19 protein-coding genes and 1 pseudogene are annotated in these 25847 nt (G+C 41.1%); 14 read left to right on the top strand and 6 right to left on the bottom strand.

What is annotated here, in order from left to right; translation table 11 throughout:
• Position 1: 1 nt before the first annotated feature.
• The 5 genes from BMZ41_RS02860 to BMZ41_RS02840 all read right to left on the bottom strand — a co-directional run bounded on the left by BMZ41_RS02860 (position 2) and on the right by BMZ41_RS02840 (position 4911).
• Positions 2-1291 carry a TRAP transporter large permease gene (locus tag BMZ41_RS02860; protein WP_090526784.1) on the bottom strand — a complete coding sequence of 430 codons (1290 nt, stop codon included), beginning with the start codon at positions 1289-1291 and terminating at the stop codon, positions 2-4.
• Positions 1288-1917, bottom strand: coding sequence for a TRAP transporter small permease (locus tag BMZ41_RS02855; RefSeq protein ID WP_090526782.1), 630 nt, complete (start codon positions 1915-1917; stop codon positions 1288-1290). Before BMZ41_RS02855 ends, BMZ41_RS02860 begins: the two co-directional genes overlap by 4 nt.
• A 75-nt stretch (positions 1918-1992) precedes the next feature.
• Positions 1993-2754 carry a type I 3-dehydroquinate dehydratase gene (gene aroD, locus BMZ41_RS02850; RefSeq protein WP_090165728.1) on the bottom strand — a complete coding sequence of 254 codons (762 nt, stop codon included), beginning with the start codon at positions 2752-2754 and terminating at the stop codon, positions 1993-1995.
• 25 nt (positions 2755-2779) lie between these two features.
• A complete protein-coding gene (locus BMZ41_RS02845; protein ID WP_090165730.1) occupies positions 2780-3997 on the bottom strand; it encodes an MFS transporter in 1218 nt (405 codons plus the stop codon).
• Positions 3998-4035: 38 nt separating this feature from the next.
• A complete protein-coding gene (locus BMZ41_RS02840) occupies positions 4036-4911 on the bottom strand; it encodes a shikimate dehydrogenase (protein ID WP_090165732.1) in 876 nt (291 codons plus the stop codon).
• Between the two features lie 248 nt (positions 4912-5159).
• Here BMZ41_RS02840 and BMZ41_RS02835 point away from each other — a divergent pair, with 248 nt between their 5' ends.
• The 3 genes from BMZ41_RS02835 to BMZ41_RS02825 all read left to right on the top strand — a co-directional run bounded on the left by BMZ41_RS02835 (position 5160) and on the right by BMZ41_RS02825 (position 9083).
• The gene (locus tag BMZ41_RS02835; RefSeq protein ID WP_090526780.1) at positions 5160-6044 is read left to right on the top strand and encodes a LysR family transcriptional regulator; all 885 of its coding nucleotides are present in this window, start codon (positions 5160-5162) and stop codon (positions 6042-6044) included.
• Between the two features lie 134 nt (positions 6045-6178).
• Positions 6179-8179 carry an oxidoreductase gene (locus tag BMZ41_RS02830; protein ID WP_090526779.1) on the top strand — a complete coding sequence of 667 codons (2001 nt, stop codon included), beginning with the start codon at positions 6179-6181 and terminating at the stop codon, positions 8177-8179.
• A 112-nt stretch (positions 8180-8291) separates the two neighbouring features.
• Positions 8292-9083, top strand: a complete 792-nt coding sequence (locus tag BMZ41_RS02825) for a shikimate kinase (RefSeq protein ID WP_090165737.1) — start codon at positions 8292-8294, stop codon at positions 9081-9083.
• 30 nt (positions 9084-9113) lie between these two features.
• Here the strand turns inward: BMZ41_RS02825 and BMZ41_RS02820 are convergent, their stop codons facing one another.
• Positions 9114-9920 (bottom strand): histidinol-phosphatase HisJ family protein, encoded by an 807-nt coding sequence (locus tag BMZ41_RS02820; RefSeq protein WP_090526778.1) that lies wholly within the window; start codon positions 9918-9920, stop codon positions 9114-9116.
• Between the two features lie 173 nt (positions 9921-10093).
• Between BMZ41_RS02820 and gap the strand changes: the two genes are divergently transcribed.
• From gap to BMZ41_RS02765, 11 genes and pseudogenes are all read left to right on the top strand, one after another.
• Positions 10094-11110: a type I glyceraldehyde-3-phosphate dehydrogenase gene (gap, locus tag BMZ41_RS02815; protein WP_090165741.1), complete on the top strand. Its 1017-nt coding sequence runs from the start codon at positions 10094-10096 to the stop codon at positions 11108-11110.
• 83 nt (positions 11111-11193) lie between these two features.
• Positions 11194-12417, top strand: coding sequence for a phosphoglycerate kinase (locus BMZ41_RS02810; RefSeq protein WP_090165743.1), 1224 nt, complete (start codon positions 11194-11196; stop codon positions 12415-12417).
• An 18-nt stretch (positions 12418-12435) separates the two neighbouring features.
• Positions 12436-13182, top strand: coding sequence for a triose-phosphate isomerase (gene tpiA, locus BMZ41_RS02805; protein ID WP_090526776.1), 747 nt, complete (start codon positions 12436-12438; stop codon positions 13180-13182).
• Positions 13183-13354: 172 nt separating this feature from the next.
• Positions 13355-14596: a tetratricopeptide repeat protein gene (locus BMZ41_RS02800; protein ID WP_090526774.1), complete on the top strand. Its 1242-nt coding sequence runs from the start codon at positions 13355-13357 to the stop codon at positions 14594-14596.
• Entirely contained in the window at positions 14583-15959 is a 1377-nt protein-coding gene (locus BMZ41_RS02795; protein ID WP_090526773.1) for a CapA family protein, read from the top strand. The genes BMZ41_RS02800 and BMZ41_RS02795 overlap by 14 nt, the downstream gene beginning before the upstream one ends.
• Positions 15960-16003: 44 nt before the next feature.
• Positions 16004-17548: a 2,3-bisphosphoglycerate-independent phosphoglycerate mutase gene (gene gpmI / locus BMZ41_RS02790; RefSeq protein WP_090165754.1), complete on the top strand. Its 1545-nt coding sequence runs from the start codon at positions 16004-16006 to the stop codon at positions 17546-17548.
• A gap of 67 nt (positions 17549-17615) precedes the next feature.
• Positions 17616-18482, top strand: coding sequence for a phosphoribosylaminoimidazolesuccinocarboxamide synthase (locus BMZ41_RS02785; RefSeq protein WP_090165756.1), 867 nt, complete (start codon positions 17616-17618; stop codon positions 18480-18482).
• A 33-nt stretch (positions 18483-18515) separates the two neighbouring features.
• Positions 18516-19961: an amidophosphoribosyltransferase gene (purF, locus tag BMZ41_RS02780; protein ID WP_177184138.1), complete on the top strand. Its 1446-nt coding sequence runs from the start codon at positions 18516-18518 to the stop codon at positions 19959-19961.
• Entirely contained in the window at positions 19954-21408 is a 1455-nt protein-coding gene (gene purB / locus BMZ41_RS02775) for an adenylosuccinate lyase (RefSeq protein ID WP_090165758.1), read from the top strand. The genes purF and purB overlap by 8 nt, the downstream gene beginning before the upstream one ends.
• A pseudogene (gene sstT / locus BMZ41_RS02770) lies at positions 21409-22080 on the top strand (serine/threonine transporter SstT); the annotation flags it as partial.
• A gap of 115 nt (positions 22081-22195) precedes the next feature.
• The gene (locus BMZ41_RS02765; protein WP_090165762.1) at positions 22196-25756 is read left to right on the top strand and encodes a hypothetical protein; all 3561 of its coding nucleotides are present in this window, start codon (positions 22196-22198) and stop codon (positions 25754-25756) included.
• Positions 25757-25847: the final 91 nt, after the last annotated feature.

Here is a 25847-nt window from a genome sequence, read left to right as displayed (position 1 = left end):
CCTAAACTAAAACCAAACTGATTCCAGGAATAAAAGTAATCAGCAATAAAGCGATAATAAACATAGCAATCATAGGTAGCGCTTTTGCTGCAATATCAACAACAGGAACATCTGTAAGTGAACTTGCAACAAAAAGGTTAACACCGATTGGAGGTGTAACGAAGCCTATAGCCAGATTAACAACCATCATGATACCAAAATGAACTGGGTTCATTCCAACTGCTGTTACGATAGGCAGAAGGATAGGAGATAAGATGAGGATTGCTGGTGTTGTATCCATAACCATTCCAACAAGAAGAAGGAACAGGTTGATTACCAGTAATAGGATAATCTTATTTGTAAAGTTATCCAGGATGTAAGCGCTGACTGTCTGAGGTACCTGCATAAGGGTAAGCACTCTTGAGAAGGCGGTTGATGCTGCCAAAATGAAAAGGATTGGAGCATAGGTCTTCATAGCCTCTACAAAGATGTTCCAAATGTCTCTGACGTGGATTGTCTTGTAGATGAAGAGGCTGACAATAAGTGCGTAGAATACAGAAATAACAGCAGCTTCTGTAGGGGAAGCTATCCCTGCATAGATACAGCCTAAAACAATAATAGGACTGAGGATTGCAAAAAAGCTTTCCTTGAAGATTGCGCCAAAGCCTTTTGCGTGAAGTGCATCGATTTCTGCATTAATTTTTTCCTTGTCCTCGCCTACCAATTTGCAATGGAAATATGCATAGGCCATAAGCAGTGCACTAATTAAAAGTCCTGGAATAATTCCGGCTATAAATAAATCACTTACAGACTGGCCAGATGCCATAGCATACATAATAAAAGGTATGCTTGGAGGAATAATAACTCCAAGACCGCCAGCAACAGCAACGATTGCTGTAGAGAACTTCTTATCGTAGCCCATCTCTAAAAGAAGAGGGATGGTCATAGAACCGACGGCTGCAACAGTAGCTGGAGCGGAGCCGGAAATGGCGCCATAGAACAGGCAGGTGATGATAACTGCACAAGGGACACCTGCTGTTTTCTTTCCAATGAAATATGAGAATACATCAAAGAGCTTCTTTGAAATCTGTCCGTGAGCCATGATGATTCCAGAAAGCACAAACATTGGAACTGCTAAAAGTGGAAAGCTATCAATTCCTCCAACCATAGAGCGAATAACATAGCTTGCACTGGCTGTAAAGGAAGGATCAAAAGCTCCAGGCAACACTGCAACTATTCCAAGGGAGATAGAAACAGGAATTGCGATAATTAAGCACAAAGCAAATAAGATAAGTACGGTTAATGCACTCATTTCTTCTTTCTCCCTTCTTTAGATTTAGTGTTTTCAAGTACTTCTTTATTAAAATTCCCCTTAGCAAGGAGAGCATTCATTTCGATTCTGTGTTGTTCACGTTCTTCTATCTGCTTGAGATGAGAAGGCCATGTTTTTAATTCTTTACGATGGATGACATTGTGCCACTCAAGGAACCATCTTTCTAGTATTCTGATGGCGCAAAGTGTAAAGCACACAAGTGGTGCTGACTGCACAAAGTACATAGGAATTCCGCAGGCAGGAGATACCTGACCGCTTTCAATAGTCGATACCAAATAACGATATGAAAATGGAATGAGATAAACGAAAAATATAAATTCAATTGTAAGGTTTAATACCTTAAATAACGCCTTGCCTCTAGGCTTAAAAGCGCGAATAAACTGATCAATTTTGATGGAAATACATTTCTTTGTGCATAGACTCACACTTAAAAATGCAGACCAAATGAATAAGTAACGGGTGATTTCTTCAGACCATGAGAGTGAGGCGCCTAAGATATAGCGACAAAAGATTTGGATGCCCATTATGACACTCATACCGATGAGAAGAACAACCATGATAAACTCTTCGAGATATTCATCTATAAAGAAAAAGATACGTTTCATGTGATTTTAAGTCCCCTTATAATTCAATAGGGCAATTTGTGCATTTACACAAATTGCCCTATAAATGCTTAATGATTACATTGAACCATGTATAAGATTAAGTATTGTTGAAAGATCAGAAGCATTCATCTGACCAGGAGCAGAAGCCTTGCCAACAGCACCAAAGGTAAGTGCTGAACCGAAAGCTTCGCCGCAAAGACGGCTTACAAGACCTGTGCCAGCCATTGACATTGTAATGATTGGACGGTCAGCGTAATTGTCAGCCATTTCCTGAGTTGCGCTAAGGAGTGTAACTACATCCTTACGGCAAGTAGGCATAACTGCAATCTTTGGAATATCAGCTCCAAGCTCCTGCATCTTACGAAGTCTTGAAACGATATCGTCTTTGTCAGGTGTCTTATCAAAGTCGTGGTTTGAAGCAACAACCTTAACATTATTCTTGTGAGCCTCAGCAACGATATCCTTAACGATATCATCACCGGTGAAGACTTCAACGTCTACTAAATCTACAAGACCAGTAGCAGCAGCCTTCTTGTTAAGTGTAGCGTATGCATCCTTCTCGATAGACTTTTCGCCACCTTCGTTTGAAGTTCTGAAAGTGAAGAGAAGAGGTGTGTCGCCTAAAGCAACTCTAAGGTCCTTGAGGACATCCTCTACCTTATCGAACTCGAAAACGCCATCGAACCAGTCAACACGCCATTCTACAACGTCGTGAGCAACTCCCTTGAAGGAATTTGCAGCAGCAAGGATATCGTCCTTTGTCTTACCAACGATAGGTACACAAATCTTTGGAACGCCCTCGCCAAGTACTACGTTTCTAATTTTTACAGTATTCATAATATATCCCTCTAAATTAGTGTGTTTATGAATTTGCCTCTACCATCTTAGTATATCTTAAGTTTACGAAGATACCAAGAACAACACCGATAGCTGTAAGAACAATGTTCATAACCATAACGCCTGATGGTGTCATAGCAGCAGCTGCTGTAAGGATTGTGTAGTTGCAAAGTGATGAAGCAATCATAACAAGTGCTGTAACTGTACCCTTAATCTTAGGGAAGAGCATGTTACATACAGATGTAGCAATCTGAAGAAGTCCGCCTGCTCCAGCCCAGCCGATAGCGAAAGCTGCGACCTTCATCATACCCTGTGATGGTGCCATAAGTACAAGGATTAATGTAGCAAGGCAAATGATAGGGTAAACTACGATGAAACGTACGTCCTTAATCTTACGTGTAAGAATAGATGTAACGATAAGAGCAAGGATTGTACCTGTTGAGTAGAAAGTCTGCATGATTGAAGGATCTTCCCAACCAACATTTGTCTTAGCGTAGTTCTGTGCACAGTTAAGCCATAACTGGAATGTACCTGTACATGTGAAACCGATAAGAATCATTGCAATTGACTCAATAGAGAAGTGAGTTGTCTTTAAGCTTGCAATAAGTCCTTCCTTCTTTTCAGCTGCAGCTGCATCTGAATCTGGAAGTGGAAGGATGAAGATAAGTACTACTAAAATAATGTATCCAATACCACAGATATAGAAAAGTCTGTTGTAGCTTACTAAGCCAGCAGCATTTGTTGCAACTGTCATTCCAAGGAAGAATGGAAGAAGCATCTGTGAGATTGCGATAAAGAACTTGATACCCATTGTAGCAATACCTGGAGCATCGCTGATGATTTCAGCAACAGCTGGGTAAATACCAGTATCAAGGAAAGAGTTAGCAATACCACCGATGATAGCGCAGATATAAGCAATCTGGTAACCACCGTTTGTACCTGCATTGAAGGCAAGTGCAAGACCGATAACGTAGATTGCATAAGAGCAACCACCGATAACTACAGAGATACGACGACCAAGCTTATCAGAAAGAGGTCCAGCGAATGGAAGAGCGATAAGTCTTCCGAGACCAAGTGCAGCTGAAATAGCTGTGATTGACATTACCTCAACGCCCCAGCTAGTAGCGAGAGCCTCTTTGATAACTGACTGTCCAAGAATTGAGCAGCCTACTCCGTGAATGAAGTAGTTCAAATAAAGAATTAAAGCTGCAGGATAATATTTTGCTTTTGAATTTGTTCCCATGAGATTTCCTTTCATTATTTAATATGAAATCAATTTGATTACTCGTACTTAATTCCAAGTACTTCCTTCATATGTTCGATTGGCATATCCTGACCTGTCCAAAGCTTGAAACCAGCAGCGCCCTGGAAGAGCATCATGCCAAGACCGTTCATCTTCTTACATCCAACTTCTTCAGCCATCTCTAAGAACTTTGTCTTAGCTGGAGCATAAACAGTATCGGTAACGATAAGGTCTGGACGGAGATAAGAAGTATCTGGAAGCCATGTCTGACCCTCGAGAGGCTTCATACCCATTCCTGTTGCGTTTGCAAGAAGGTAGCTGTCTGCGATTTCGCGTCTAAGAGCATCCTTATCAGCAAGATCGTAAAGAGTTGCTTTACAATCTGTTCTGTCGTTGATCTTGTCAACTGTCTCCTGTGCCTTGTCCCAGAATGCATCCTTGATGTTGAAGATAGATAATTCCTTAACGCCATCAAGAGCTGCCTGAATCTGGATTGCTGTACCAGCACCACCGCAACCAACGATAGTCATTTTCTTTCCGATTACATCGATATCGTAATCCTTAAGTGACTGCATGTAACCAATACCATCTGTGATGTGACCTGTAAGAACACCATTCTCGTTTGTAATAGTGTTTACAGCACCGCAAAGCTCAGCAGCAGGAGAGAGCTTGTCAAGATACTGTCCAACAACAGTCTTGTTTGGCATTGATACGTTCGAGCCAACAAGCTTAAGAGCTCTAAGTCCCTTAACTGCGTCCTCAAGTGTGCTGTTATCTACCTCAAATGCGAGATATGCATAATCGAGACCAAGGTAAGCAAAAGCCTCGTTGTGCATAGCTGGTGAGCTAGAGTGTCTGATTGGATAGGCCATAAGACCGATGAGCTCGGTGTGGCCAGTGATTCTTTCTGCCATTATTCATTTCCTCCAAAAGTGTTTATTAAGAATTTTTGATTTTAACAGTGCCCGCTAGTTAAATTGTTAAATTCTTAACAGTCTCTATGTATATTATTGTAAATGTATTAATAGAAAACTTCCAATACTTATATTGCGTAGAATTAATAGCATAAATGTACTGATTGTGGTATTATTAGACATATAGAACGAATTAATTGTGAACAAATTGTGCAGTTTTATGAATGAACTATGAAAAGGAGTCCAATATGACATTAAATCAACTCACGTATTTTTATGAGGCAGCTAAGCTACAGCATTTCAACCAGGCAGCAGAGAAGCTTCATATATCGGAGCCATCTTTGAGTCGTTCCATTGGTTCATTAGAGAGCGAGCTTGGAGTTGTTCTGTTTGAAAAGACAGGTAGAAATGTTGTGCTTACAAAAACTGGGGATATCTTTTTTGAGCATGTTGATAAGATTCTTAGAGAAGTAAATCAGTGTGATAGAAAGATGCATCAGCTATCAGGTTCTGGAGGACACATTGATCTTGCCTATGTGGCTCCTCTTGCTGGGTCCTTTATTCCTAATATGTGCAGAGCCTTCTTATTAGAAGAGAAGAATCAGGCTGTCACCTTTACCTTCCATCAGGATATTACCTCTAGAAATATAGAAGGCTTAAAGGCGGGTAATTACGATATTATATTTGGTTCCTTTGTTAAAGATGAGCCTAATATTAAGTTTATTCCTGTTATGCAACAGGAGCTGGTGGTTATTATGCCAAAGGGACATCCTCTGGAAGAGTGTGATCTGATTGATGCCAGCGCTTTTTCTAAGTATCCTGTGTTAGGCTATACAAGAAACTCAGGTTTAGGCCGACTTACCAGAGATTTCTTTACTCATAATGATGTTGAACCTAATTTTATTTGCGAATCACCTGATGAAAATGGCATTGCTTCCCTAGTTGCGGCGGACTTTGGAATAGCTTTGGTTGCAGATGTAACTTCTATACATAGAGGGGATGTTACTATAAGGAAGCTTTCAACAGAACAGTACGTTTCACACACTGTTTACATGGCATACATAAAAGGAAGATACCAAATGCCAGCGGTTCAGCGTATGATAGATTTTATATTAGTACACTCAATGCATTAATAATTTGCAAAAAATGCATTGGATTTATTAGTTAAAGCGGGATTATACTTCTATTATAAGAAGCATGCCCGCTTTTTTTAAATTCTGAATAGCTCTACGTAAATAATTGTTTATTTAATAGGAGCGTCTAAATTATGAAAACTAAGTATCCACACATTTTTGAACCACTTACAATTCGTCGTATGACACTTAAGAATCGTGTTATGATGACACCAATGGGAACAAACTATGGTGATCAGAATGGCGAGATGACTTTTGTGCATATCGATTATTATGAGCAGCGTGCTAAAGGTGGCACAGGTCTTTTAATGGTAGAAAATGCCAGCGTATTTTCACCACAGGGTTCAAATGGTACAACTCAGCTAAGAATTGATCACGACAATTACATTCCACGTTTATGGTATTTTACTGAGAGAATGCACAAGCACGGTGCTTGCGTAGGTATCCAGATTAACCATGCAGGTGCATCAGCTGTTTCTGCACGTACAGGTATGCAGCCAGTTTCAGCATCTGATATTCCTTCAAAGGCTGGCGGAGAGACTCCACGTCCACTTGAGAAGGAAGAGATTTATGAGATCGTTAAGAAGTATGGTGAGGCTGCAAAGCGTGCTCAGACAGCCGGCTTCGACTGCGTTGAGATTCATGCAGGTCATTCATATCTTCTTAGCCAGTTCCTTTCACCTACAACTAATAAGCGTACAGATGAGTTTGGCGGTTCTGCAGAGAACAGAGCTCGTTTTACAAAGCTTGTTATCGAAGAGGTTAGAAAGCAGGTGGGGCCATTCTTCCCAATCTTTGTTCGTATTTCTGCTGACGAATTTATGGAAGGTGGTAACACTCTTGAGGATACCTTAGATTATCTTCAGTATTTCCAGGAAGAGGTTGATGTGTTTGATGTTTCAGCTGGTCTTAATGGTTCTATACAGTACCAGATTGATGCAAATTATCTTCCAGATGGATGGCGTTCATACATGGCAAAGGCTGTTAAGGAAAAATATGGTAAGCCATGTGTAACAATGGGGAATATTCGTGATCCTAAGGTCGCTGAGGAAATTCTTGAGAAGGGCGACGCAGATATCATCGGTATGGGTCGTGGACTTATCGCAGATCCAGCTTGGGTAAATAAGGTAGAGTTCAATAGAGAAGACGAGCTTAGAAAGTGTATCTCTTGTAACGTTGGTTGCGCTGGTCACAGAATTGGTCTTAATATTCCAATCAGATGTACAGTTAACCCTGCAGTTAATGCAAATGATGAATATTATAAGAGAAAAATCAATAAGCCTTGCAACGTAGTTGTAATCGGTGGTGGTACTGCTGGTCTTGAGGCAGCTTGTACAGCAGCTGAGGTAGGATGTACTACTTTCCTTCTTGAGAAGAAGCATGAGCTTGGAGGTCTTTCTGTTCAGATTTCTAAGATTCCTGATAAGAAGAGACTTGCTGATTTCCCTAAGTACATGATTAACCGTGCTAGCAAGCTCAAGAATCTGTTTGTATTCACAGACAACGACACTACAGTAGAGCAGGTTAAGGGATTAAAGCCTGATATTATTGTTAATGCTACAGGTTCAAATCCTACACTTCCTCCAATTACAGGTCTTATGGATCTTGTAGACAAGGAAGATTCTAATGTAGCTACAGTTATCAAGATGATCGAAAGAATCAATGATTACCCAGAGGATATGAAGGGTAAGAAGGTTGCTGTAGTTGGTGGTGGCGCCGTAGGTCTTGATGTAATGGAATTCTTTACAGAGAGAGGTTGCGAGGTTACTATCATCGAGATGCTTCCAATCATCGGTAATGGTCTTGATCCTATTACTAAGTGTGATACAGCTGCTAAGATGAAGAAGTACAATGTTCGTCAGATGACAAATACTGCTCTTCAGGAAGTTTGCAACGACAAGTTTATCGTTAAGACTCCAGAGGGCAATATCGAGAACATCAACTTCGATTATGGTTTCGTATGTCTTGGTATGAGAGCTAACACACCTATCATCAATGATCTTGAAGAGGCATTTGCTGATACTGATGTTGAAATTTACAACATTGGCGATTCTAAGCGTGCTCGTCGTATCATTGAGGGAACAGAAGAGGGCCGTGATATTATTAAGGTTCTTGAGAAGCATGAGTTTCTTTAAGATATAATCTGATATAATTACAGACAGATTGAAATTATGGGTTTCAATCTGTCTGTTTTTTTGTTAATATTAGTGTTACAATTTAAAGCACTAAAGTGAAGGAGAAGCTGTTATGGACCAATTAAAGATGTTACGTGAACACTTAGGACAGAATGATGAGATAATATTAAATGCGCTTTTAATGAGAAATAGCATTGTTGAAGAGATTATGGCTTATAAGGAAGCTAATGGTCTTCAGATATTACAGCCGGAGCAGGATGAAAAGCGCGAGAATTGGTTAAAGGCCAGTCTTGAAGGAAAGCGTCACGGCAAGGAAGTACAAAATGTTTTTAAGAGTATTGTTGAAAACTCTAAGCGTATTCAGGCAAGACATCTTTTTAATTACAATATTGTACTAATTGGTTTCATGGGAGCAGGTAAGACTACTATATCTGATTACCTCAGCACATGCTTTGCCATGGATGTGGTGGAAATGGATCAGGTTATCTCAGAGAGAGAGGGAATGAGCATCTCTGATATTTTTGAGGTATATGGCGAGGAACATTTTAGAAATGCTGAAACTAATCTTTTGAAGGAGATGCAGACAAAGCATAATGTAGTTATTTCCTGCGGCGGTGGTACTCCAATGCGAGAGTGCAATGTGGTAGAAATGAAGAAGAATGGTCGTGTTGTTCTTCTTACTGCAAAGCCTGAGACAATCCTTGATCGTGTTAAGGACAGTCACGACAGACCACTCATTGAGAATAATAAAAATGTGGAATTTATCGAGGAGCTTATGCTGAAGCGCCGTGAAAAATATATGGCAGCAGCTGATATTATTATTGAGACAGATAATAAGTCAGAGCTGGAAATCTGCGAGGAACTTGTAAATTCACTTTTGAAGTTCGATGCAGACAACAAATAGAATAGGACGATAAAAAAGCCTGAGCTTTTCCTATAGAGGATAAGCTTCAGGCTTTCTGTTTTTGTAAACCATAAATTCTTTGAAGCCGCAGGTATTTAGCATATCAGGAAGCTTTTCAAAATCTGCAGCAACGTGAGCTGGTTCGTGGGCATCAGCGCCAAGGGTTATCATTTTTCCACCAAGCTCATGGTATCGTTTTACGATGGATAATGCAGGATTAGGATTTGCCAGCCCTTTTCTAAGACCGCCAGTATTTATTTCCAGTGATTTATCCATCTTTATTATCTTATTAAGAATCTCATCAACAATTTCAAAGTAAGGCTGGTGGGTATCTTCTTTTACCTTAGGATCCTTTGCATATCTAAAGGCGTAATCTAAATGTGCGACAGTATCAAAGTCTGTAAATGCTGTAATATTCTCTAAAACACATTCGTAGTAGCGGGTGAGAAGCTGCTTCGCATCTCCGGATTCCCAAAAGGTATCAAAATATGGATCCTGCTTATCAATGAGATGAGTACTTCCTATTATAAAGTCGAAAGGAATATCTTTAGCTACCTTATATATGTCAGCTGCAATATGTGGCTGAATCCCAAGCTCAATTCCGGTTAATACTGTGAAGCTATCATTAGATTGTTCTATAGCAAGCCTGTGCTGCGCTTCGTAATAGCTGTAGGGGTCAAGTTCGAAAAAGCCATATTTAGGAGGATAGTCCAAATCCATATGGTCTGTGAAGGTGATACCTCGAAGTTTTTTTGCGCGAGCTGCGTTTATCATATCAATGGGTTCGGCCTTGGAATCCCCTGAAAAATTACTGTGCATGTGATTGTCCCAAAACATAATTCTGCCTCCTTTTGACGCTAATTCTAGCAGATTGAGAAAATTTTAACAATAATTTCATTTTGGGCTTGAATTATAAATTGGTTTTGTTTAAAATGTAGTACATACGGGGTGCATTTTTGTGGCACTTCGAAAAATTAATATTTTAAAAGAATCTTTAGGAGGATTTAAAAATGGCAGTAAGAGTAGCAATTAACGGTTTTGGCCGTATCGGACGTCTTGCATTCCGTCAGATGTTCGGTGCAGAAGGTTACGAAGTAGTAGCAATCAACGACTTAACTAGCCCAAAGATGTTAGCACATCTTTTAAAGTATGATTCATCACAGGGAAAGTACGAGCATGCAGATGAGGTTTCTTGCACAGATGATTCAATCATCGTTTGCGGTAAGGAAATCAAGATTTATGCATTCCCAGATGCAAACAATTGCCCATGGGGTGAGCTTAAGGTAGACGTAGTTCTTGAGTGTTCAGGATTCTACACATCAAAGGAAAAGGCACAGGCTCACATCAATGCTGGTGCTAGAAAGGTTGTTATCTCTGCTCCTGCAGGAAACGATCTTCCTACAATCGTTTACAATACAAACCACACAACACTTAAGGCTGATGATACAATCATTTCAGCAGCTTCATGTACAACAAACTGCTTAGCACCTATGGCTGACGCACTTAACAAGTACGCTCCAATCCAGTCTGGTATCATGGTAACAATCCATGCTTACACAGGTGATCAGATGACACTTGATGGCCCACAGAGAAAGGGTGATCTTCGTCGTTCACGTGCAGCAGCAGTTAACATCGTTCCTAACTCAACAGGTGCTGCAAAGGCTATCGGCCTTGTTATCCCAGAGCTTAACGGAAAGCTCATCGGATCTGCTCAGCGTGTTCCTACACCAACAGGTTCTACAACAATCCTTACAGCAGTAGTAAACAAGAAGGATGTTACTGTTGAGGGTATCAACGCAGCTATGAAGGCAGCAGCTAACGAGTCATTCGGTTACAACGAGGATGAAATCGTTTCTTCAGATATCGTAGGTATGAGATTTGGTTCTCTCTTCGATGCTACACAGACAATGGTTTCTAAGGTTTCTGATGATCAGTACGAGGTACAGGTTGTTTCTTGGTATGATAACGAGAACAGCTACACATCACAGATGGTTCGTACAATCAAGTACTTCTCAGAGCTTGCTTAATTCGTTTATCGAAATTAACGACTTTATTAGGGGTCCGGTCCACATGGACCGGACCCCTTTTTTATTAAGGAGGAATAATAAAAATGGCATTAAACAAAAAGACAGTTGATGATATCAACGTAAAGGGTCGCCGTGTTCTCGTTCGTTGTGATTTTAATGTACCACTTAAGGCTGGCGAGATTACAGATGATACACGTATCAAGGCAGCTCTTCCTACAATCAACAAGCTTATTGCTGATGGTGGAAAGGTTATCCTTTGCTCACACCTTGGTAAGGTAAAGAATGGTCCTAACGAGGGCGAGTCACTTGCTCCAGTTGCTAAGCGTCTTTCAGAGAAGCTTGGTAAGGAAGTTGTTTTCGTTTCTGATTACAACGTAACAGGCGAGGCTGCTACAAAGGCAGTTGAGGCTATGAAGGAAGGAGATGTAGTTCTTCTTCAGAATACTCGTTTCCGTGGCGAGGAAGAGACAAAGAACGGTGAGGCATTCTCTAAGGAGCTCGCTGATCTTGCTGATGATTATGTATGCGATGCTTTCGGTTCATCACACAGAGCACACGCTTCTGTAGCTGGTGTTACAAAGTTCATCACAGCTAAGGGTGGTTCTAACGTAGTTGGATACCTTATGCAGAAGGAAATCGACTTCCTTGGCAACGCTGTTGAGAATCCTGTACGTCCATTCGTAGCTATCCTTGGTGGTGCTAAGGTAGCTGATAAGCTTAACGTTATCAACAACCTTCTTGAGAAGTGTGACACACTTATCATTGGTGGTGGTATGTCTTACACATTCCAGAAGGCTATGGGATATGAAATCGGTACATCACTTTGTGATGATACAAAGCTTGACTACTGCAAGGAGATGCTTGAGAAGGCTAAGAGCATGGGTAAGGAGATTCTTCTTCCTACAGATGCTGTTACAATTGCAGAGTTCCCAGATCCAATCGATGCTCCAGTTGAGACTGTAGTATATGATTCAGACAAGATGCCTGCTGACAGAATGGGTTGCGATATCGGACCTAAGACAGTAGAGCTTTTCTCTAACAAGGTTAAGACAGCTAAGACAGTTCTTTGGAACGGACCAATGGGTCTTTTCGAGAACCCAGCACTTGCTGTAGGTACAGAGTCTGTAGCTAAGGCTCTTGCTGAGACAGACGCTACAACAATCATCGGTGGTGGTGATTCAGCAGCAGCTGTTAACCAGATGGGATTTGCTGACAAGATGAGCCACATCTCTACAGGTGGTGGTGCTTCACTTGAGTTCCTTGAGGGTAAGGAGCTTCCAGGCGTTTACGCAGCAGATGATAAATAAGAAAAGAGGAAAATAAAAATGGCAAGAAGAAGAATTATTGCCGGCAACTGGAAGATGAACATGACACCTTCTGAGGCTGTAAAGCTTGTTGCTGAGCTTAAGGATTTAGTAAAGAACGATGATGTAGACGTAGTTTACTGCGTACCTGCAATCGACATCGTTCCTGTAGTAGAGGCTGTTAAGGGTACAAACGTAAACGTTGGTGCTGAGAACTTCTACATCGAGGATAAGGGTGCTTTCACAGGCGAGATTTCAGCTCCTATGCTTGTTGACGCTGGTGTTAAGTACGTTATCATGGGACACTCTGAGAGAAGAGATATCTTTGGTGAGGATGATATCCTTATCAACGCTAAGGTTAAGAAGGCATTCGCTGCTGGTCTTACACCAATCCTTTGCTGTGGTGAGTCTCTTGCTCTTCGCAAGGCTGGCACATACAAGGAGTGGATCGAGCGTCAGAACACTTGGGACCTTTCAGGTGTTACAGCTGATCAGGTTAAGAATCTTGTTATCGCTTATGAGCCAATCTGGGCTATCGGTACAGGTGAGACAGCTACAGCTGATCAGGCTGAAGAAGTTTGTGGATTCATCCGTGAGCTTATTGCTAAGCTTTATGATGGTGCTACAGCAGAGGCTGTTCGTATTCAGTACGGCGGTTCTATGAACGCTGGTAACGCTGCTGAGCTTCTTAGCAAGCCAAACATCGATGGTGGTCTTATCGGTGGTGCTTCACTTAAGCCAGACTTCGGAAAAATCGTTAATGCTTAAAATTTAATGAGTTTTATCAATGACTTTGTTAAAATTGTCAATTATAAGTAAGAAAAACTCCTAAAGTTTTACATGCGCACCAGTCATCTGGTGCGCTATTTTTATTTTATTTGCCATATTTTTATGATATAATTTGCGCTGATGGACGTTTAGTGCCAGAAGGAGTTATTTTATGAGACGATTATCTCGTTTATTTCTTATATCAGGATTTTGTTTTTTAGCATTCACAGCTTGTGGCAAGGATGATGCCGAACAGACAGAAGAGGCAGTTGATACCACAGAGCAGGTTGCTTTTGATGATGTAGAGGTTGAGGACTATACAGTCCTTTCATATAGTGAGCTTGAAGTACTTGCTTATCAGGGCGATACAGAGGCTCAGGTTATGCTTGGAAGAATGCTTGAGTATGGTACAGAGGATGTTAAGCAGAATTTTGCAGAAGCTATCTCATGGTACCAGATGGCATCTGATTCAGGCAGCGTAGAAGGAACAGATGCACTTGGTTATTTCTATCTTACAGGTGCAGGTGTTGAACAGAATCTGGACAAAGCAGAAGAGCTTTTTAAATCAGCTATTGATGCAGGTTCAGTTAATGCAAAGGTTGGTCTTGCCCGTGTATTACTTAAAAAGGGAGACTATGAAGCTGCAGAAACTGAGCTTGAAGAAGATACCACAGAGCATGCTACAGCAAATGAAAAGAAGTCGACTAAGAAGGATTCTGAGGATGATACTGATGAAAATGAGCTTTCACAGATCGTAGATTTACTTATCGTTGCTCAGCAGGCAGGAGATTTAGATGGTGGCTATTATCTTGGCTACATCTATGAGAAGGGTATCGGTGTTACTCAGGATTATAAAAAGGCTTACGACTATTACAATAGAGTAGTTAGAAGTACTAGCACAGCATTAAATGATAGAGATTCAATTAATCTTTCTAATATTGCCATTGCACTTATGTATATTAAGGGTTATGGAGTAGGCGTTGATACTGATGCGGCTATGGAGCATTTGACTGTAGCATCAGATAATTCATCACCAAAGGCCAGCTATTACATCGGACAGATGTACGAAAAGGGCATCGGTGTTGACAAGGATTATGAGAAGGCAATGGAGTACTACTTAAAGGCAGCAGACTTTGATTTTGCTCCAGCACTTAATCAGATTGGTTACCTTTATTACAATGGATATGGTGTAGATGTAGACTTTGCTTCGGCAGTTTATTATCAGAAGCTTGCAGCATTGCAGGGATATGCCATCGCCCAGGTAAATTTAGGTTTTCTATACGAAAATGGATATGGGGTTGAGAGGAATTTGGAAACAGCTTTGTCCTACTACGAAATGGCGGCAAATTCAGGATATGAAGGCGCCACTGAGGCTGTTGTCCGAGTGAAGGCACAGATTAATGAGGAAATGTAATTTAGGCTTAGCTTTAGTTTTGACATGTAGTGTTTTACTTTCCGGTTGCGGTGCAAAGGAAGGCATCGTAAGTTCTTTTAATTTAAAAGAAAGTCAGCCAAAGAAATTGCAGATAGCAGATTTGGGAGATGCATGGGATACTATTTTGAACAATAGTACCAAGGAATTTATTGGCGGACATCCTATAGATGAGTCCTTTTTAGCATTGGTTACATCAGAATATGGAGATAGTGTTATTGAAGAAATTGCCAGCTATGCTAATTTTGAAACTCCTGATATTTGGTATGAACTTACTGGAAAGAGCATACATGTTCTTTGGTATGAGTACTGTAAAAGTACAGGTATTCAGAGCTATTCATTAGGTAATACCTATGAAATAGATTGTGATGATGAGGTAGTCCTGGATTTCACAGGAGATATCTCATTTGCAAATGATGTTGCAACCACAGAATATATGGATCATCAGATTAATGGAATTACTGATTGCTTCTCAGAGGATTTATTGGAAGAGATGCGTTCAGCAGATATAATGATGATTAACAATGAGTTTGCATACACCACAAGAGGTGCTGCTCTTGAAGGAAAGGCATATACCTTCAGAGGAGACCCAAGCAGAGTTTCTCTTTTAGAGGAGCTTGGCGTTGATATTGTTAGTGTTGCTAACAATCACGTATTTGATTACGGCGAAACTGGTTTAAAGGACACACTTGATACACTGGAAGATGCTAAGATGCCTTATGTAGGCGCGGGCAGAAATTTAGAAGAAGCCAAAAAGCCAGTTTATTTCATAGCAGCAGGCAAAAAAATAGCTATTTGTTCTGCTACACAGATAGAACGAACCCTCAATTTCACACAGGAGGCGACAGACACTTTACCAGGTGTTTTGAAATGTCTTCATCCAGAAATTTTCTGTGGAGTAATTCGAGAAGCAAAAGCAAATTCGGATTACGTAATTGTTATTCCACACTGGGGTACTGAGGGAAATGCTAATTATGGAGAGGACCAGATAAATCTTGCAAGAAGCTTCGTAGAGGCAGGGGCAGATGTTATTATCGGTGGTCACACTCACTGCTTACAAACAGTAGAATATATGGATAATGTTCCTATTTTCTACAGCCTTGGTAATTATTGGTTCTCTATTACAGGAGAAATGCCAGCAGATTATCATACTGGTTTAGCTCAGATTAAGATTTCAAAGGACGGACAGATTGATGCAGCGTTCATACCTTGTGAATTCTCATCAGGTGTTACGCGCCTTTTAAATAAAAACGATAAAGCATATAGCGATATCATAGACAGTCTCAATAGTCTTTCTAGCACTGCTAAGATAGATAAAAAGGGACATATTACAAAAAAACAATAGAATAATGAACTAGTATTACACTAGACATTTAAGGAGGAATTACTATGAGTAAGAAACCTGTAGTACTTATGGTTCTCGATGGATATGGTCTTAATGACAATCCTAAGGGAAACGCCATTGCAATGGCAAAGACACCTGTTATGGATAAGCTTATGGCTGAGTGCCCATTTGTTCCGGGCCAGGCATCAGGTATGTTTGTTGGTCTTCCAGATGGCCAGATGGGAAATTCAGAGGTAGGACATATGAATATCGGCGCAGGCCGTATCATCTACCAGGATCTCACAAGAATCACTAAGGCTATCAATGATGGCGAGTTCTTCGAGAACAAGGTTCTTCTTGAGGCAATTGAAAACTGCAAAAAGAATGATTCTGATTTACATCTTTGGGGTCTTCTTTCTGACGGTGGCGTTCACAGCCACATCGAGCACCTTTATGGAATGCTTGAGATGTGCAAGAAGAACGGTCTTACAAAGGTATTCGTTCACGCCTTCCTTGATGGTAGAGATACACCACCAGCTTCTGGTAAGGATTTCTTAGCTCAGCTTCAGAGCAAGATGGATGAAATCGGAGTTGGTGCAATTGCATCTATCTCTGGTCGTTACTACGCTATGGATAGAGATAACAACTGGGATCGTGTACAGAAGGCTTACGATTCACTTGTTAAGGGTGAGGGCGTTAAGGCTACTTCAGTTCAGGATGCTATGCAGGCTTCTTATGATGAAGGTGTTACTGATGAGTTCGTACTTCCAACAGTTATCACTTATGCTGATGGAACTCCACTTTCAGTTGTTAAGAACGGCGATTCAGTTGTATTCTTCAACTTCCGTCCAGACCGTGCTCGTGAAATTACAAGAGCATTCTGCGATGACAAGTTCACAGGATTCGATAGAGAATTCCTTAATTTATATTATGCTTGCTTCAAGGATTACGATGAGACAATCCCTAACAAGCACATTGCTTTCGAGAAGGAGAGCATTACAAATACTTTCGGCGAGTTCCTTGCAAACAGCGGCTTAAAGCAGCTTAGACTTGCTGAGACAGAAAAATACGCACACGTTACATTCTTCTTCAACGGTGGTGTTGAAGAGCCTAACAAGGACGAGGAGAGAATCCTTGTTAACTCACCAAAGGATGTAGCTACATATGACCTTAAGCCTGAAATGTCGGCACCAGAGGTTGGCGCAAAGCTTGTAGAGGCTATCAAGTCTGATAAGTACGATGTTATCGTTATCAACTTTGCTAACCCAGATATGGTAGGTCATACTGGCGTCATAGAGGCAGCTGTTGCAGCTGTAGAGCGTGTTGACTCACTTGTAGGAGAGGCAGTAGAGGCAGTAAAGGAGAAGGACGGAGCGTTGTTCATCTGTGCTGACCACGGAAATGCTGAGAAGATGATTGATTATGAGACAGGAGAGCCACACACAGCTCACACAACAAATCCTGTTCCATTTATCTTAGTTAACTATGATGAGGCTTACACACTTCGCGAAGGCGGCGCATTGTGTGATATCGCTCCTACACTTATCGAGATCATGGGTCTTGAGCAGCCAAAGGAGATGACTGGTAAGTCACTTTTAATTAAGAAATAGTTGTTCGCCTCCTTTTAGGAGGCAGAGCGATTAAAATAAACTAAATAAAAAGAGAGAGGATTTGATTATGAAACCAATTAAAGAGGGAAAAGTAAGAGAAGTATACGATAACGGAGATAGCATTATCATGGTGGCAACAGATCGTATATCTGCATTCGATGTTATTTTAAAGAATAAGATAGTAAATAAGGGTGCTGTTCTTACACAGATGTCTAAGTTCTGGTTCGACCTTACAAAGGACATCGTTCCAAATCACATGCTTTCAACAGATGTAAAGGATATGCCTGAGTTCTTCCAGAACGAAGAATACAAAGGCAAGTCAATGATGTGCAAGAAGCTCACAATGCTTCCAATCGAGTGCATCGTTCGCGGTTACATCACAGGCTCTGGCTGGGCTAGCTACAAAGAGAACGGTACTGTTTGTGGTATAGAGCTTCCAGCAGGTCTTAAGGAATCTGATAAGCTCCCTGAGCCTATCTACACTCCTTCAACTAAGGCAGAAATTGGTGATCATGATGAAAATATCTCTTTCGAGCGTTCCATTGAAGTTCTTGAAAAGGAATTTCCAGGTCACGGTTTAGAGTACGCTACTGCTCTCCGTGATAATACAATTGCTCTTTATAAGAAGTGCGCTGATTATGCTCTCACAAAGGGTATCATCATTGCAGATACAAAGTTTGAGTTTGGTCTTGATGAGGCAGGCAATGTAGTACTTGCTGACGAAATGCTTACACCAGATAGCTCACGTTTCTGGCCACTAGAAGGATATGAGGCAGGCCACGGTCAGCCATCCTTCGATAAGCAGTTTGTACGCGACTGGCTCAAGGCAAATCCAGAGTCTGATTACCTCCTTCCACAGGATGTAATTGATAAGACCATCGATAAGTACCTTGAAGCGTATAAATTACTTACAGGTAAGGAACTCAGTATCTAGACATATTTCGGATTAAAGTAATAGGAGTAATTAATGGGAGATTTTAACTTAAAGGACATGCCATGGGACGGACTGCATGAGGAGTGCGGCGTCTTTGCTATGTATGATTTCGACGGTGGGGACGTTGCCTCCTCTATTTATTATGGCCTTTTTGCTTTACAGCACAGAGGACAGGAGAGCTGCGGTATCGCCGTATCAGATACTAATGGTCCAAAGCGTAACTATGCTTTGCATAAAGACATGGGCCTTGTTAATGAAGTTTTTAATCAGGAAATATTAGAGAGCATGCACGGAGATATCGGTGTGGGTCACACCAGATATTCCACTGCTGGTTCTTCCTGTCGTGAGAATGCACAGCCACTTGTGCTTTCTTATTGGAAGGGTCTTCTTGGAATGGCACATAATGGAAATCTTATCAATGCCGATGAGCTTCGTGAAGAGCTTTCAATGACAGGTGCTATTTTCCAGACTACTATCGATTCTGAAACTATTGCATACCTTATCGCAAGAGAGCGACTTAAGAGTGCTTCAGTTGAGGAAGCTGTTGCAAAAGCTTGTGACAGAATAAAGGGAGCATATTCGCTGGTAGTAATGTCACCAAGAAAGCTTATTGCAGCCCGCGATCCACAGGGCTTCAGACCTCTTTGTATTGGTAAGCGTGATAATGCTTATGTTATAGCATCTGAGACCTGTGCTCTTGATACTATCGGAGCGGAGTTTGTTCGTGATGTTGAGCCAGGTGAGATTGTTACTATTTCTCCTGATTTTGGAATTAAATCAGATAAGAGCAGATGTGTTCCTAAAAATGAACATGGTCGTTGTATTTTCGAATACATTTATTTTGCAAGAACAGACAGTACCTTTGATGGAAAATCTGTATATGAAGCACGTATTAAAGCAGGACGTTTCCTTGCACAGGATTCTCCTGTAGAGGCAGACCTTGTAGTTGGCGTACCAGAGTCTGGTAATGCGGCTGCGCTTGGTTATTCTATGGAGTCAGGTATTCCATATGGAACAGCCTTCATTAAGAATAGCTACGTAGGACGAACATTCATTAAGCCTAAGCAGAAGAGCAGAGAGTCTTCAGTTCAGGTTAAGCTTAACGCCCTTAGAGAGGTTGTTGCAGGAAAGCGTATCATAATGATTGATGATTCCATCGTACGTGGTACCACATCAGATAGAATTGTTAAGATGCTTAGAGATGCAGGTGCTACAGAAGTACACGTTAGAATTTCATCACCACCATTCTTGTGGCCATGCTATTTCGGTACAGATGTACCTTGCAGAGAGCAGCTTATTGCATACAATCGCTCAGTAGATGAAATCTGCGGAATTATCGGAGCAGATTCGCTGGCATATCTACAGTTTGATCGTTTATCGCAGATGGTAGACGGTTTGGAGATTTGTCATGGTTGTTTTGATGGAAATTACCCTATGGACCCACCTACTAAAGATATAAGAGGAGAATATGATGAGTAATACAGATAGATACAGTAGCCCACTTTCAGAGAGATATGCCAGCAAGGAGATGCAGTATATTTTTTCTCAGGATAAGAAGTTTTCAACATGGCGTCGTCTTTGGATTGCTCTTGCTGAGACAGAGATGGAGCTTGGTCTTTCTCAGGATGGAAAGCCAGTCATCACTCAGGAGATGATTGATGAGATGAAGCAGCACATTGAGGATATTAATTATGATGTTGCTGTTGCCCGCGAGAAGGAAGTAAGACACGATGTAATGAGCCATGTATATGCTTATGGCAAACAGTGTCCAAAGGCAGCAGGTATTATTCACCTTGGTGCAACAAGCTGCTATGTTGGTGATAATACAGATATCATTATCATGCGTGATGCACTTCTTCTTATCAGAAAGAAGCTTGTAAATGTTATTGCTGAGCTTGCTGCATTCGCTGATAAATATAAGGCACAGCCTACACTTGCATTTACTCATTTTCAGCCAGCACAGCCTACAACAGTAGGAAAGCGTGCTACACTTTGGCTTAATGAGTTTGTTATGGATCTTGAGGATTTGGATTATGTGCTTTCTACTCTTAAGCTTCTTGGTTCAAAGGGTACTACAGGTACACAGGCAAGCTTCCTTGAGCTTTTCAACGGCGACAACGAGACAATCGACAAGATTGATCCTACAATCGCAAAGAAAATGGGATTTGAGTCTTGCTATCCAGTATCAGGCCAGACATATTCTCGTAAGGTAGACACAAGAGTTTGCAATATCCTTGCAGGTATTGCAGCCAGTGCTCATAAGATGTCAAATGACATTCGTCTTCTTCAGCATCTTAAGGAAGTAGAAGAACCATTTGAGAAGAGCCAGATTGGTTCATCAGCTATGGCTTATAAGAGAAATCCAATGAGAAGTGAAAGAATCGCATCTCTTTCAAGATACGTTATGATTGATGCTCTTAACCCAGCAATCACATCAGCTACTCAGTGGTTTGAGCGCACCCTTGACGATTCTGCTAACAAGCGTCTTTCTATCGCTGAGGGCTTCCTTGCTACTGATGGTGTACTTGATCTTTGTCTTAACGTAGTAGACGGTCTTGTGGTTTACGATAAGGTTATTACAAAGCGTCTTATGTCTGAGCTTCCATTCATGGCTACAGAGAACATCATGATGGATGCTGTTAAGCTTGGCGGCAACAGACAGGAGCTTCACGAGAAGATTAGAACTCTTTCTATGGAGGCAGGAAAGAACGTAAAGGTAGAAGGTAAGGAGAACAACCTTCTTGAGCTTATCGCTGCAGATGACGAGTTCCCAATGGGTCTTGAGGAGCTTGAGGCTACAATGGAGCCTGCACGTTATGTTGGACGTAGCCCACGTCAGGTAGAGGTTTACCTCCGCGAGGTTATTACACCAATCCTTGATGCAAATAAGGATATCCTTGGCGTAAAAGCAGAAATCAACGTATAATATGAGAATGTATCTACAAACGGTATGTCAATCTTCACGGACTATGGAAAGCTTTTAATTCTTCTTGTTGGATGTATGCTTGCAGTTGCACTTATTGTAGATCCACTTCTTGCAGCAATCGTTCTTAGAAGAAATCCATATCCACTTGTTTTCAGATGTCTCAGAGAGTCAGGTGTGACAGCCTTCTTTACTAGAAGTTCAGCTGCAAATATTCCTGTAAACATGGAGCTTTGCGAGAAGCTTGGCATGGACCCAGAAATGTATGCTGTATCCATTCCTCTCGGTGCAACTATCAACATGGACGGTGCAGCTATCACAATCGCGGTAATGTCACTTGCAGCTGCTAACACAGTAGGAATTCAGGTTTCCTTTGCCACAGCACTTATCCTTGCTTTCATTGCAACTCTTGCTGCCTGCGGAGCTTCAGGTGTTGCTGGTGGTTCACTTCTTCTTATCCCAATGGCTTGCTCATTATTCGGAGTTAATGCTGATGTAGCCATGCAGGTAGTAGCAGTAGGATTTATCATCGGTGTAGTTCAGGATTCTGTTGAGACAGCCCTTAATTCCTCAGGTGATGTTATGTTTGCTGCAACAGCAGAGTACGCTCAGTGGAAGAAGCAGGGTAAATCTCTTCCAACATTTTTAGGCGGAGATACCAAACTTGATATCTAATTTTTATTGAATTTTTTCTATCCCAATGTGGGGCATGATGCTTCACACTGGGATTTTTTTTGCCGATATATAGTAATGGAATATATTCAACATTACTATGGGGCGGTGATAAAAAATGGATAAAAAATTCTTTGTACGAATACTGGCATTGGCTATGGTAGCAGTGTTAGTTCAAGCGTATTTAAATAGAAATTTCCTTTTTTCTGAAGCAGACGAATTGGATTTAAATATAAATACCATTATGGAATTGAGCTCTGAAAAAGCTGGAGATGGAGAAGAGTCTGATTCCAAAGAAGAACAAAAGAATGATGAGGCAGGTAAGTCTGAGGAAGAACCTAAGTCTGAGGAACTCAAGTCAGGTGAGGGGCAGAATTCTGATGAAGATGTTAAACCAGAAGAAGCAAAAAGTGACGATGAGTCAAAGGCTACTGATGAAACTGGTGCTGAGGGAGAAAAGAAAGATGGGGAGGAGAAGTCTGTCAAATTAAGAAAGAGCGGAGAAGGATCTTCTGATGGGGAAGATACAGACGGTGAAGAAGAGGAAGAAGAGGGAGAAGAAGGAGAAGGAAACCAGCAGCCAACGGAAGAAGAAAAGGATAAATGGACAGTAACAGTAAGGGACGGCATTGAACATATCTCTATTGAAATATCAAACCATAATCCTTCTGTTGACGATACTGTTTCGGTCATAGCTCGACCTGATGATGGATATCAGGTAAAGAGCCTTTCGGTAAAACCTGCCGTAGCTGATACCTTTACAGAGATTTCCTTATCACCTTCTGAGGACGGCAGTTGTAGTTTTACTCAGCCAAATGGAGACGCAATTATAGATGCATCTGCAGAGATAGTAAGCTACACCATTGCTACACCTACAATTTATCCTGAAGCGGCACAGACGGAATGCAGTATTCAGATACAAGGTATCATTAAGCAGCCAGAGTCTACCGCTGAGGGCAATACAAATGCCTGTGTTGGCGACAAAGTAGTTTTATCTGTAATAGAAAAAGTCGGATATGTCCTTTCGTCTATTGCTGTCACAGATAGTAATAGCAATAAAATTGATGCAGTTAAAAATCTTGATGGTAATTATGAATTTATGATGCCAGCGGCAAATATAGATTCTATAGTCGCAACCTTTATAGATTTCAAAATTCTTGAAGAAGCAACAAAGCCATTTATTGTTAATGCCAACGGTCATGATATTCCACAGGTAGGAGATAGATTGACCGCGTCTACATATGCTTTGCCAAGCATTCAGTGGAAATGGTATGCCAATGATGTATTCATTGAAGGAGCTACCAGTGAAATCTTGGTATTAACAGATCGTGAGCTTGGAAAGACTATTAAGGTTCAGGCAACACAGCCTCGAAATGCTGCAGGCGAAGGAAAACCTGCTACAGATATTTCTCTTATGTCAGAGGCAACACAGCCTGTTGTTGGCAGAGAAGCAGGAACTATTACAGCAGAAGAGGTGGCTGCAGCCATTATTTATGATTATGTAAATGAGACTATTAATGTGACAGCTGATTATGAGGTGGCCTTATCCGATTCTTCTATGGAAGGACAGACATCACTTGTTATTACAGACATTATAGATAGAGAAGTGAACAGGGTAGTCTATATAAGAAGAAAGGCTACTGAAAGCTCACCTGCCAGTGAGTGGCTGGCGGTATTCATTCCTGAAAGACCAGCTGCGCCAGTGATAAGTGTAGAGAATGCTGTTACCTCTGATTGGAATAATGGTGGCTTAGTGGGAACAAACTCTGCCATGGAGTACAGGCTGATTTCCGCTACAACCTATACCAGAGCAAATGACACATATACCAAGGTGCCAATTGGAACCTATGTGATACGATATGCAGCAAGCGCCACAGCTTTTGCGGGTAAGACGGCAGAGTACACGGTGCGTAGACAGGTAATTGAACTGACCGCACAAAATAAACCAGTTATTGTGAATGTTACTGCTTCCAGAACCCAGCCTATTATAGGAGATACTTTGGAGGTACAGGTAAATGCAGGACCTGGCATAACTTATCAGTGGTACGCAGGCAGTACAGCTATAAGTGGAGCCACTGGAGTGAGATATACACTGCCTACAAATACTTATAATAAGTATATAACGGTAAGGGCTACTCAGGCAGCCAACGTTGATGGTGAAGGTCACCCAGCAAGTGCAATAACAGTAGCGTCAGCCTCCGTTGGACCTGTAAAGAAGGTGCCTGGAGATTCAATCAGTGAATCAGAGATAAAAGAGCATCTTAGTTACAATTATCCGATGGAAGTAGTGGCTATAAGCTCTGATTATGAGATTTCAACAGGTTCTGGTTCTTCTGGAACAGCTAATTTAAAGCTGACATCAGTGCTAGACCGAAACAGCGCTAAATATATTTATGGACGAAGGAAAGCCTCTGACTGGAAGGAAGCAAGTTCATGGGTAAAGGTAAGTATCCCAGAAAGACCTGCAAGTCCTAGTAATCTAACGACAGAGGATGCATCCAGCTCAACTGCTGAGGATGGAAAGATAATTGGGACCAGTACTTCTATGGAATATAAGGCCAGTGGAGCATCGTCTTATACAAAGGCGTCAGCATCATACACTACTGTTAAAGCAGGTACCTACTTCGTCAGAGTTGCAGCAACAGGCTCAAACTTTGCCAGCAAGTATGTAACTGTAAAGGTAGAAGCAAAAGCAGAGAAAAAAGAGACTACAACAGCTACTAAAAAAACAACTACAAAGAAGACCAGTAATAAGAAGTCATCCAACACTTCTAAAAAAACGGAAGTCGACGGTGAAGGCACAGCCTTAGATTTTGATCTTATAGACAAGGACGACATGTGGAAAACTCTTCCTGAGGACACCAAGGCAGCTTTAAAAGAGTTATTAGAGTCTACAAGTGGTGAGCTAATAGATGCCAATGATATGTTAGATGCTTCCGCGGTGCAGGAAAGTGAGATTGCTGTACAGGATGTTCCAATAGCACTTGTGGTTGGTAAGGGTGTTATTGTAATTGAACTTGATAAAATGGATTATGGTGGTGTAAAGCTACCAGATGCATACGCAGTTGCAAAGAGCATTCTTACGGAAGAACAAATTGATTTGATTTCAAGAGGTGGACTTGTTGAGCTAAAGATAGCCACTAATTCTACTCTTGAAGAGCGTATACCGGATGCCGAACAAGCTGTATTTGAAAAAGGATTTTTGGAATATAGTGAAGTATATCCAGATCTGACGAAAGAGGGATATTTCGATATAAACATATCCTATAAGTTTGATTCTCATGACTGGAAGGAAGTTACGGAAACGCTGGCTCCAATCAAGTTTGTTTTTGAATTACCTGACAATCTAAAAAACTCAGCTCAAGACTTTTATATGATAAGGGTTCATGATGGCGAAAGTGCTTTGTTAGGTGATCAGGATGAAGACTTAAATACAGTTACCATATCTTCGGAGCAATTTTCTACTTATCTTTTGGTTAGCACGCCGGTGGTACCACTTGCTGTTTCCGAACCTATAGAAGAAGAGGTCGACGAAAAAGGAAATAGTCCTATTAAGTTTTTCGTTACTCATCAGTGGCCAATTCTTTTCTGGGCGTTAGTGGGACTGGATGTTGTATTCCTTGCATCAAGAAAGATAAGGAAGATGAGAAGGATGAAAAAACTAAAGACAGCTGAATAACAAACAGACTCCCTTGCTGAAAAGCGAGGGAGTTTTTTATTGCATTTTCACATAGCCGTCACTTAGTAATCAGCTAACGATAATATTTGTG

It is taken from the genome of Pseudobutyrivibrio sp. UC1225 (assembly GCF_900115215.1).
Classification (GTDB): Bacteria; Bacillota; Clostridia; order Lachnospirales; family Lachnospiraceae; genus Pseudobutyrivibrio.
This window is presented reverse-complemented; position numbering and strand designations above follow the sequence as displayed.